At 66.1% G+C, this 11,024-nt stretch carries 12 protein-coding genes; all 12 read left to right on the forward strand.

Annotation, left to right across the window (positions count from 1 at the left end; genetic code table 11):
* Positions 1-34 precede the first annotated feature (34 nt).
* The 12 genes from ACXMYJ_RS10080 to ACXMYJ_RS10135 all read left to right on the forward strand — a co-directional run bounded on the left by ACXMYJ_RS10080 (position 35) and on the right by ACXMYJ_RS10135 (position 10,910).
* Positions 35-697, forward strand: coding sequence for a pyridoxamine 5'-phosphate oxidase family protein (locus tag ACXMYJ_RS10080; RefSeq protein ID WP_260754650.1), 663 nt, complete (start codon positions 35-37; stop codon positions 695-697).
* A 422-nt stretch (positions 698-1,119) separates the two neighbouring features.
* Positions 1,120-2,295 (forward strand): tyrosine-type recombinase/integrase, encoded by a 1,176-nt coding sequence (locus ACXMYJ_RS10085; protein ID WP_460355814.1) that lies wholly within the window; start codon positions 1,120-1,122, stop codon positions 2,293-2,295.
* 172 nt (positions 2,296-2,467) lie between these two features.
* A complete protein-coding gene (locus ACXMYJ_RS10090; RefSeq protein WP_460355817.1) occupies positions 2,468-2,686 on the forward strand; it encodes an excisionase family DNA-binding protein in 219 nt (72 codons plus the stop codon).
* A gap of 89 nt (positions 2,687-2,775) precedes the next feature.
* On the forward strand, positions 2,776-4,194 hold the full coding sequence (locus ACXMYJ_RS10095) for an AAA family ATPase (protein WP_460355820.1): 1,419 nt from the start codon (positions 2,776-2,778) through the stop codon (positions 4,192-4,194).
* A 462-nt stretch (positions 4,195-4,656) separates the two neighbouring features.
* Positions 4,657-4,902, forward strand: coding sequence for a hypothetical protein (locus ACXMYJ_RS10100; protein ID WP_460355822.1), 246 nt, complete (start codon positions 4,657-4,659; stop codon positions 4,900-4,902).
* 484 nt (positions 4,903-5,386) lie between these two features.
* A complete protein-coding gene (locus tag ACXMYJ_RS10105; protein WP_460355825.1) occupies positions 5,387-6,841 on the forward strand; it encodes a terminase large subunit domain-containing protein in 1,455 nt (484 codons plus the stop codon).
* Positions 6,838-8,196, forward strand: coding sequence for a phage portal protein (locus ACXMYJ_RS10110; RefSeq protein WP_460355828.1), 1,359 nt, complete (start codon positions 6,838-6,840; stop codon positions 8,194-8,196). Before ACXMYJ_RS10105 ends, ACXMYJ_RS10110 begins: the two co-directional genes overlap by 4 nt.
* The gene (locus ACXMYJ_RS10115; RefSeq protein WP_460355830.1) at positions 8,193-8,828 is read left to right on the forward strand and encodes a hypothetical protein; all 636 of its coding nucleotides are present in this window, start codon (positions 8,193-8,195) and stop codon (positions 8,826-8,828) included. The genes ACXMYJ_RS10110 and ACXMYJ_RS10115 overlap by 4 nt, the downstream gene beginning before the upstream one ends.
* Complete coding sequence (locus ACXMYJ_RS10120) at positions 8,825-9,310, forward strand: hypothetical protein (protein WP_460355832.1); 486 nt, start codon at positions 8,825-8,827, stop codon at positions 9,308-9,310. Before ACXMYJ_RS10115 ends, ACXMYJ_RS10120 begins: the two co-directional genes overlap by 4 nt.
* A 113-nt stretch (positions 9,311-9,423) precedes the next feature.
* Positions 9,424-10,287 carry a phage major capsid protein gene (locus tag ACXMYJ_RS10125; RefSeq protein WP_460355835.1) on the forward strand — a complete coding sequence of 288 codons (864 nt, stop codon included), beginning with the start codon at positions 9,424-9,426 and terminating at the stop codon, positions 10,285-10,287.
* On the forward strand, positions 10,288-10,602 hold the full coding sequence (locus tag ACXMYJ_RS10130; RefSeq protein WP_460355838.1) for a hypothetical protein: 315 nt from the start codon (positions 10,288-10,290) through the stop codon (positions 10,600-10,602). It begins immediately after the preceding gene.
* Positions 10,599-10,910, forward strand: a complete 312-nt coding sequence (locus ACXMYJ_RS10135; protein WP_460355840.1) for a hypothetical protein — start codon at positions 10,599-10,601, stop codon at positions 10,908-10,910. The genes ACXMYJ_RS10130 and ACXMYJ_RS10135 overlap by 4 nt, the downstream gene beginning before the upstream one ends.
* The last annotated feature ends 114 nt before the right edge of the window (positions 10,911-11,024 follow it).

Consider the following 11,024-nt stretch of genomic DNA (forward strand, 5'->3'; position numbering starts at 1 on the left):
GCGCCCGCACGCCGGAGGTGCGAGGCTTGCTGCCATGCCTCCGCCCTCGACCCGGATTTCCCGCCTCGCCGAGAAACAGCGCGCGTCTCGCGCGGAGCTGAACGCGCTGCTCGACGCCACCCCGCTGGCGACGATAGCTCTGGTGCGTGACGGCCATCCGGTGGCTTTCCCCACCGGATTCGCCCGCGTCGAGGACTCGGTGGTGATCCATGGCTCCACCGGGTCGCCGTGGATGCGCGCCGTCGCCGACGGGGCCGCGGTGGCGGTGTCGGTGACGACGCTGGACGCAGTAGTGGTGGCGCGCAGCGCGTTCGAGTCGTCGTTCCACTACCGCAGCGCGGTGCTGTTCGGGACGTTCGAGGTGGTCGATGCCGAGCAGAAGGTCGCAGACCTGGAAGCACTGACCGACACCTTCATCCCGGGGCGGGTGGCCGAGCTGCGCCCCAGCAGCCGCAAGGAACTGGCCGCCACCATGGTGTTGCGGCTCGCGATCGCTGACGGCAACTGGTCGCTGAAGGTGAGCGACGGCTGGCCCGACGACCCCGAGGAGGACATCGCCGCGGGCGCCTGGGCCGGCGTGGTGCCGGTGAGCACCGGCTACGGAGAGCCCCGGCGCGCCCCCGACTGCCCCGCGGACGTGCCGATGCCGCAGTCGGTGCTGGCGATGACAGGCGAAGCGATCCGTCGCAGGCCTTAGGTGTCGCCGGTCACGGGTCGGACGGAATCAGCGGAGGATGTGTCGCACGTTCGGGAGAATCCCGGTGTCACCTGGGCGAATGGAGTGCCCCCGGCAGGATTCGAATTAGCTGAGAGCGGATATGCTGTACCTGTGCTGACTTCGCCGGACGCTCAGAAACGCCGAACTAGATGCGATAACAGTGGTTTTGGTGTGTGAGGTTCTGTAAGGTTCTGTGTGGATCACTGTTGCACGGAGATTGCACGGAATCGAGGACACATGACCGCGCTCAAGTCGGGACGCCGGGTGCAGTACGTCGGCATTCACGGGACCGCTGACGGGCCGACTGGCTGGGTCAGCCGCGTGCTCAAGACAGCCGTCAGGGTGCGGTGGGACGACGGTCGACTTGACGACGTTCACCCCGAAGATCTCCGGGCGCTCTGATGGCGGCGAAGGGTGAGCGGACGCGGCGTCAGTTCGGTCGGTTGCGTCAGTTGCCGTCGGGCCGGTGGCAGGCGAGCTATCTACACAACGGCGCGGTCTACAAGGCGCTGGCGACGTTCCCCACCAAGAGTGCGGCGAATCACTGGCTGCAGGCTGAGGCCGACCTGATCGACCTCGACCGGCGTCGGCCGGGGGAGTGGACGCCGCCCGCCGAGCGTGCCGCCAAGCGCCAGGCCGAGAAACTGACGCTGCGCACCTACGCGAAAGCCTGGCTGGACAACAAGACCAAGCTGGCCCGGCGCACCCGTGACAACTACCGGGGCCACCTCGACAATCACATTCTCCCGGTGCTGGGTGATCTCGGGCTGGCCGAGATCACGCCCGAGCACGTCCGGTCCTGGTTCGCCGGGTTGGGCAACACGCATGAGACTCGCAACGCGCAGGCCTACGCGGTGCTCAACGGTGTACTGAACACCGCGACGTCCGACGACCTGATCGACCGCAACCCGTGCCGAATCCGGGGCGCGGCACAGGTGAAGCACGCCAAGCGTTCGGTGGTGCTGCTCGACGCCGCCGAACTGACCACGCTGGCCGCGACGATGCCCGAGGACGTGCGCCTGGCCGTGCTGCTGGCCGGGTGGTGCGGGCTGCGCAAGGGTGAGGTGTTCGCATTACGTCGCTGCGACGTCGCGGCCGACGGTTCCAGCGTTCGGGTCGAGCGAGCCGTGACCTACCGCGATGGCAAGTTCGAGGTCGGCCCGACCAAGACACGCGAGTCGCGGCGTGCGGTGTCGGTGCCGCCGCACGTTCGCCCGGCCGTGGTCGAGCACCTAGAGAAGTTCGTCGGAGACAGCGCCGAGGCGCTGGTGTTCGTGGAGCCGTCGACCGGATCGTTCGCCGGGGAGAAGCGGTTTCGGACCGCCTGGGAGGCCGCGAGAACCGCGATTGGACAGCCCGAGCTACATTTCCACGATCTGCGTCACGCGGCCGGTGTGATGGCCGCACAGACCGGCGCAACGCTGCGTGAGCTGATGGACCGGCTCGGGCATACGTCGCCGAACATGTCGATGCGCTATCAGCACACTGCCGAGGGCCGGGCCGCTGCGTTGGCTGACCGGTTGTCGGCGCTGGCTGCCCCGGCCCCGTCAGGTGGCGGCGACACGCCGAGCAAGTAGCGAAACCTACAGAGCCGCAACAACGATCGCATTCCTGTACAGAATCCAACACACCACAATTGCGCGTGCGCTAATGTGGTAAGCCAGTCCTCGCCCCGGTCTGCTCTCTCACTCTCATCTCCGTCTCAATCTCAGGTAGGGGAAGTTTCACCCAAGACGGAGCAACCACGAGATGAGCAAGGCCACCCCCACCCCTGAGTTTGAATCGCTGCGCAGCGCCGCAGCTCGTACCGGATTCTCGGTATTCACTTTTCGCGAGCTGGTCGCCAGCGGCGAACTGACCGGCTATCGGCTGTCCGACAAGCCCGGCAGCGCAATCCGCGTCAAGCGGTCTGACGTTGACGCGATGATGAAACCCGTTATCCCCGCGGCTATTTCGGCCAGTCGGTGACGATTCGCCCTGAAACGAGACCCGCCCGCAACGCGACCTCGAAGTTCAGCGCAGCGGGCGGGCTAACCACCAGAAATAGAGAGTTCCCAGTGACCAGCTCCAAGAATACCGCGAACGGCGGCGAAAAGCCGCGCACATACTCGCTGTCCACCATCGCCGAATCCGAATTTCCCTGGGCTACTGCGGTCGTCGTACACGCGCGCGACATGGCTGCGGTGCAGCGCGGTGACCGGCACGCCAAGCGACAGTTCGTGTTCTCCGAGCCGTTCCTGATCGGCAAGTTCGGTGCTACCGCTGATGAGGTCAGGTCGCTGCCCGAGCCGACCGCAGCGTCAGAAGCGGCGACACAGCGTCTGATCGAGCAGTGGGACGCGCAAGATTGGCAGGCTGCCCGTCGCGGCGACGAAGGGGCCGAACGTCCGCAGGTGCGTGCCGCGAGTTCTCTGGCCCCTGCTGCGGCGCTGGACTGGCTGGCTCAAGGGCGCGTCCCCGCAGCCGCCGTCACGTTGTTGGTGGGCGATGAAGGCATCGGTAAGTCCCTCTTCTGGGCCTGGCTGATCGTGTTCATCACAACCGGAAAACCGTGCCCGGAGTACGGCATTCCGGCCCGCGATCCGGCGCATGTGTTCCTGGTGTGCACCGAAGACGACTGGAGCACTGCGGTGCGGCCCCGGCTGGAAGTTGCCGGTGTGGATCTCGACTACGTGCATGTGGTCTGTGTCGATGAGGACGGCAGCGGTGCCCCGGTGTTCCCCCGTGACATCGACGTACTGGTCGATTCAGACGTCACTCCGGCGCTGGTCGTTGTCGATGCCTGGCTCGATACGGTGCCGTCCGGGTTGCAGGTCCGCGACCCGCAACAGGCCAGACAGGCGTTGCACCCGTGGCGCGAGTTCGCGGCCAGCACGCGGGCTGCGGTGCTGCTGCTGACGCACACCAACCGGGTGGCCACGGCCAACCCGCGCGATAAGTATGGGATCACCTCGGAGCTGCGTAAGAAAGCTCGGAGCACCCTGTTTGCGCAGGCTGACACCGATAACCCGGACTGCGTATTGATCGGGCCGGAGAAATCGAATATCGCCGGTCAGTCGGCTGCCGATCGTTTCCGTATCAGCGCGGTGCAGCATTTCGAGCCGACGCATTCCAGTGATGGCCGGGTGCCTCGGCTCGCTTATGTCGAATCGGCGGGGGTCTCCTCGCGGGAATTGATTTCCGAGTCATTCTTTGGCCGCGACGACGGCGACGACGACGATTCGGACTTGGGCGAGGCTGTGAATTGGTTGACCGATTACCTGACCGAGAATGGCCGCACGCCGAGCAAGACGGTGAAGAACGCCGCCAAGTCGGATGGAATTTCCGAGCGCACGCTTAAGCGGGCAGCGGAGAAAATGAAACGCACGGGGGAGCTGATGTATTTCTCAGACGGATTCCCTCGGGTCACGGCATGGGAATTGCTTGGCGGTGTCCAGGTCGACCCGGAAAGCAAAGCTCGGGATGGTGAGGAATGATGCGCTGCGCAGTCGGGCCAGTCAGGCCAACATGGCCCCCGTGTCCCGAAACCTTGGCCCCACTGGCCCAACTGGACGTTACCTGCGGAAACAGTTTGGCCCGACTGTGGCCGACTTTCGCAGTTGGGCCAGTGGGGCCAACAGTCAGGGAAAGGCCTGACTGGTGGCCTCACTGTGGCCTGACTGAACCGGGCGGGCCGTGCCGACTGGACAAATGGACTGACCAGCAAACGAGAAAACAGGCGGGCGGCGAGCTGTGATTGAGATGCTGCGGGACTACTGTAAGGGCTGCGTGGCTGACTGCGGTTGCGCGCGAATGGACACGCTCACCGAGCCGTTCGAGGTGCATTGGCCGGGTCCGGGTAATTCGCTCATCGGTCGATATGAGTGCAGCGGTGGACATAAATGGACGTGCAACTGGTCGTCGGAATTGCTGCACGAAACAATGGGAGGATAAGAACTATGGCGAGCGAGGAGATATTCCCCGGCGATTTCGAGGACGACGACGATGCGCTCGACGATGACGACGAGTTTCGGGAGTTCTTCGGCATGGCGTTGAACCCCGAACAGCCCGACCGGGAGGCCGATGAGAAGTTCCTCCGCGAGATGCTGCCGAAGCTGCGGGCCGAGGGTAAGCGCACACACGCCGCGTCGCTGGTCGCTGATTTCGTGCAGAAGCACGGCAAGCCGCTGCGGTGGGACGACTGATGACGCTGCGTCCCTGCATCGAGTGCGGCGAGCCCGCCGACGGGCCACGCTGCCCGGATCACGCCCGAAAGTCGAGTCCGAAGGTCTCGGCGTCGGAACGCGGATATGACGCCGCCTGGCAGAGTCTCAGTGCCAAGGCGCGCAAGCTGCAGCCGTGGTGCTCGGACTGCGGGGCCGCCGAGCGTTTACAGTGCGATCACACCCCCGAAGCGTGGGAACGCAAGGCCGCTGGCAAGCCGATCCGGCTGCAGGATGTGGACGTGGTGTGCGGCCCGTGCAACCGCAAGCGTGGCGCTGCCCGGCCCCAGCAAACTCCCGGACGTGGCCAGCAAACACGGTCGTTTCGCGCGACCCGGGGGTACACCCCTCCCTGGCCGGGTACAGACCCGCGCGGGGAGGCTAAATCCGAGTTACACACTGAAATCGGGGCTGCGGCGCTGACGCCAGCAAACAGCAAACAGGGTCCAGCAAACGGGGTGACGGCATGAGGGCCGGGCCGAAGGGCACCGTGAAGGTTGCCCCGCTCGATCTGTCCGGGTTGCCGGATGATCGAGCTGGCCGACGGTTGGCGTTCATCGCCGAATACCTGCGGGTGCCCAAGGGTGTCGGTGCCGGTGAGCCGGTGCGGCTGCGGACGTTTCAGACCGAGATCGTCCGTGATGCGTTCGCTGCGGGTATCCGTACCGGCCTGGTGTCGGTGGCCCGTGCCAACGGCAAGACGGGCCTGGCGGCGATGCTGGCGGTCGCTGAGTTATTCGTCGGCCCGCCGAGCGCCGAGGTGTTGGTGGTCGCCAGCGATCATCGCCAGGCCGCGATCACGCTGCGGATGGCCAAGCGGATGATCGAGCTGACCCCGGAGCTGGCCGACCGGGCGCAGGTGTTCGCCGACAAGATCGTGGTGCCGCACAACGATTCGATGCTGCTGCCGCTGCCTGCCGAACCCGGAGCACTGCACGGTCATGACCCGTCGCTGCTGATCGTGGATGAGCTGCACGTGGTCACCGAGGCGGTATGGGAGGCCGTGACGTCGGTGTCCGGTAAGCGTCCCGAGTCGCTGACGCTGGCGATCAGCACGCCGTCGTCGTCGCCGGATTGCGTCATGTGGCGGCTGGTCGAACATGGTCGCGCTGGTGATGATCCGTCGTTCTACTTCCGCGAGTTCGCCGCCCCGGAGGGCTGCGCAACCACCGACCGCAAAGGGTGGCGCGTGGCCAATCCGGCGCTGGCGTGTGAGGAACCGTTTCTCGCCGAGGATGGCATCGAGGCCGCGCGTAGAACGTTGCGCGAGCCGGTGTTTCGTCAGTTGCGGTTGGGCCAGTGGGTGACCGGCGTCGAGTCATGGTTGCCGTGGGGCCTGTGGGATGCCTGCGCTGCTGATCGGTCCGTGGGGCCGCGTGAGCGTGTGGTCCTGGCGTTCGATGGGTCGGCCTCGGGTGATTCGACGGCGCTGGTCGGTTGCACGCTCGACGGTCATCTGTGGCTTGAGGGCTTGTGGGAGAACCCCGGCGATCCCCGGTGGCGGGTGCCGCGGGCTGAGGTCGATATGGCCGTGCAGATGGCGTTTCAGAAGTTCGACGTGATCGAACTGGCCGCGGACCCGTGGGGTTGGCGTTCGGAGATCGAGCAGTGGGCGCAGCGGCACGGTGAGCGCCGAGTTCTCGAATGGAACACCGCGAACGCGCAGCGGATGGCCCCGGCTACCGATCGGCTGTATCAGGCGGTGGCGACCAGGGCCGTGACCCACGACGGCGATCCGAGGATGGCCGCGCACGTCGCGCACTGCGTGGCGAAATCGACCCCGATGGGCGACCTGGTGAGCAAGGACAAACGGGGGTCACCCCGCAAGATCGACGCCGCCGTTGCCGCCATCGTGGCGTTTGACCGGGCAGCGTTCCACCAGCAGAAGAACCGTAGGCGCGTAAGGAGTTTCGCATCATGACCACCCAAACCGAACTGCTGACCGAGCTGCTGCAGCGGCTCAACGAACCGCTGGCCCGGTATGCCGACTTGGATCGGTATTACGAGGGTCGGCAGCCGTTGGCGTTCCTGTCGCCGGAGGCAAAGACGGCGCTGGGCAACCGGTTCGGCGTTATGGCGTCGAACATTCCGCGCCTGGCCGTGACCGCGCTGGCCGAGCGGCTGCGGGTGACCGGTTTCACCGGAGACGCTGCGTTGTGGGCCGATTGGATCCGCAACGATCTAGACCAGACCAGCGGTGTCGCGCACCGTGAAGCGCTGCTGCTGGGAGATTCCTACGTCATCGTGTGGGCTGACCCGTTTGGCCGGCCTCGGGTGACCGTCGAGTCAGCCAAGCAGGTTGCCGTGTTGACCGACCCCGGCAGTCGCGAGGTCGTCGCGGCGGTCAAGCGGTGGGAGGACAAGCAGGCCAAGACGACTGAGGCCGTGGTCTACGAACCCGGTGAGATTCGCCGTCTCCGGGCCGATCAACAGGGCGCGGTGGCCAACGGGTTCCGCACCATTGGCGTGATCCCCAACCCGCTCGGTGTCGTGCCGGTGGTCAATCTGCGCAACACCGACCGCATCGTTGGCGATTGGGGTAGCAGTGAGATTGACGACCTCAAGCCGTTGGTCGACGCGCTCAACAAGTCGCTGGCCGACATGATGACGACCTCGGAGTACGTCGGTCGGCCCCGGCGCTGGGCGACCGGCATCGAGCTGACCGAGGAACCCGTTCTCGATGAGAACGGCGATCCTGTGCTCGATGACGACGGCCAGCCGGTGATGCAGGAGGTCAACCCGATTCCCGAGGGTCATCGGGCGATGATCTCGGAGAACGACGCCGCGAAGTTCGGCCAGCTCGCCGCTGCCGATCTGTCGGGCTACGGGGAGTCGGTCAAGGTGCTGCTCGGTCAGATCATGGCCGTGTCGACGCTTCCCGCGCACTACGTCGGGGTGTTCAGCGACAATCCGGCCAGCGCGGATGCGCTGCGGGCTGCCGAGGCGAGCCTGACGGCCCGTGCTGAGGCTCGACAGGCGACGTTCGGACGGGCCTGGGAACAGGTGGCGCGGCTGATGATCGCGGTCCGGGATGGCACCGACCCGAACGGGATTGACGACATTCGGGTGCAGTGGTCCGACGCCGCGACCCGTTCGGTGGCGCAGGAGGCCGACGCCGTGGTGAAGCTGTATCAGGCTGGCCTGCTGCCCGCATCCTATGCGCTGGCCAAGCTCGGGTACTCCGACGACGACGTTGCCAAGATCCGCACCGCACGCCGCGCCGAGGCGCTCGACGGGGCCGGTCTGACCCTGCTGCAAGGCGGTGGTGCGGCGTGACCGACGTGCAGCGCTACCAGGAGTTGACCGACGACCTTGCCGGGACGACGGCGGCGGGGGTGTTGACGGTGTACGCCGCCATGCAGGCCGGGACGGTCGGTCCGAACGCGGCGGCGGCAGCGATGGCGTCGGTCATCGCCACGGCCAACGCGGCGGCAACCACGCTGGCCGATCTGTTCGTGAGCGCACAGATCGAGACGGCCACGGGTGTCCCGCAGCCACCGACCGGCATTGCACCACGCGACGATTCGGAACGACTGACCAAGGCGGTGCTGACCGTGCTCGATGACCTGGACGACGACGAAAGCCGTACCGAGGTACCGGAACCGGCTGCGGCACCGGACGATTCCCCGGACCCGTCCGAGGTGGCCGCGAACCGGCTGGAACGGCTGGCACGCTCCGAACCGCTGGAAACGGGGCAGGCGATCACGGTGGAGATCATCAATCGCCTACCGCAGGTCACCGGGTGGCGGCGGGTGCTCGACGCCGACCCGTGCGAACGCTGCGTGAAGTGGGCCGAGGGTGGCCGGACGTTCCCCACGGGCCACCACTTCAAGCGCCATTTCGGATGCAACTGTCAGCAGGAGATCGTCACCAGTACAACAACAACGAGTGAGAGGACAGCATCATGACCGCTACCACCGAGACCGACGCCGGGCAGACCGAGGGCACCGACCCCACCGAGGGCACCGACGAGACCACCGACACCGGGGCCACCGAGGAAACGGACGCCGCCACCGAGGGCACCGGCGCCACCGAGGGCGACGAGAACCCCGACGACGACAACGCCGAGACGTTCCCGCGTTCGGTGGTCGAGAAGCTGCGTCAGGAGAACGGGCGCTACCGGCAGCGTGCGCAGCAGGCCGACGCGCTGGCGCAGCGGTTGCATGTCGAGTTGGTGCGGGCCACGGGACGGTTGGCCGATCCGACCGATTTGCCGTTCGACGCCGAGCACCTGGACGACCCCGAGGCGATGACCGCTGCCCTGGACGCGCTGCTGGCCGACAAGCCGCACTTGGCGTCCCGGAGGCCGGTCGGTGACATCGGGCAGGGGCAGCGCGGCGGTTCGTCGCAGCCGTTCTCGCTGCTCGACACGCTCAAGTCTCTGACCTGATACCCCTCGGGGGTACACTGATGGGGTCGGTTCCTGGCGGACCGGCCCCATCGTTGTCCTGGCGGCAAGGGTTCCGTATATCGAAATCCACTGCTGTGTAAGGACATTCGCCAATGGCTATCGAAGTAACGTCGGGTAACTCCACCCTGATTCAGTCGCAGGTCGCCAGCCTGCTTGTCCAGCCGCTCGAACAGGCCAGTACGTTCCTGGCCGCTGGGCCGGTCGTGCTCGATTCCAGCTCTCCGGTCCGCGTGCCGCGCATAGTCAACGGTGTCAGCGCCGGGTTTGTCGCCGAGGGCGCGCAGATCAGTGACGGAGATGTGGCGTTCGATGAGGTCACGCTGCTGCCGTCCACCCTTAAGGGCCTCAAGGTGCTGGTGAAGCTCTCCAACGAGCTGATCCGTACCTCGGTGGTCGGGCTGGAATCGGTGCTACGTACCCGTCTGGTCACCGACGTGGCCAACGCGCTCGACGCGGCCCTGTGGGACGGTGCGGGCACGTCGAACACGATCAAGGGGATTCTGCGTGCGTCCGGTATCGCGACCGGCACGCTGGACCTCACCGACCCGGACAGCCTCATTGACGGCCTGGCCACCGCGCAGGGCAACAAGGTCACCCCGACGCACTGGGTGATGACCTCGGCGTCGTTCGCGGCTATCCGCAAGATCAAGGTGGGCACCGGGGATGCGCGCTATGTGATCGACCCGAACACCATCCAGAACGGCACCGAGCTGCGGTTGCTCGGTCTGCCGGTGATCCTGACCGACAACATCGCCAACACCGGCACCGCGCCGGGCAAGGCGCGTGTCGGCCTGGTCGACTTCTCCAAGGTCGTCGTGGCCCGCGACGTCAACGCCGAGGTGAAGATTCTCGATCAGACCTGGGGCGACTACGACAGCATCGGCATTCGCGTGGTGTCGCGGTGGGATACCGCGCTGCTGCAGGACAAGGCCGTCACGCTGCTGACCGAGGCGTAAGTGGCTGCGGTCACCGGCCAGCAAGTGGCTGACTTCCTCGGCCAGGGCGACGACAGCGGTCTGGTCGCCCTGGCCGGGGACCACGCCGCCGTCGTGACGGCCCTGGCCCGCAGCTACACCCGAGGCCGTGGGTTCGCCGGAGCCGACCCCGCCGAGGACATCGCCGCCGTGATCGTCACGGCCACGGCGCGCCTGGTCGCCAACCCCGAACAACTCGCGTCCGACTACGGCAGCGTGTCAATGCGCGGCGGTTGGCAAGGGTGGAACCTCGCGGAACAGATCGTGTTGAACCGGTACCGGGTGAGGGCGCAGTGATCGGGCGCGACCGCATCGTGGTCCGGTGGAAGAACAGCGACGGCGATCCCGTCGAGAAGATCGTGCACGGCGTCGTGGTGACCGAACACCTCGACGGCAAGCTAGAGCCGTTCGGTAGCTCGCTGGTGTTCCAGAACTTCTACAGGCTGATTTTCCCGCGCACGCTCGATCTGGCCGGCGCACAGGCGATCACGGTCTCGTTTCGCAACCGGACCAACGTCCGACTGGAATCAGCGATTACGCCGATCTATGACGCTCGCGGCCGCGTCCACCATCTAGCCTCGACGTTTCGTGAAATAGGCTGTTGACACGACCTGTAATGCACGGAAGTGCCTGTCCTGTTTGAGAAAATGTGACTTGTCTAGGGTCCATGTTCACAAAGCGGGAAGGCACTCCGTAGGTGAAGCGTAGCGCGGTTCGTT

Source organism: Mycobacterium sp. ZZG, from assembly GCF_054786995.1.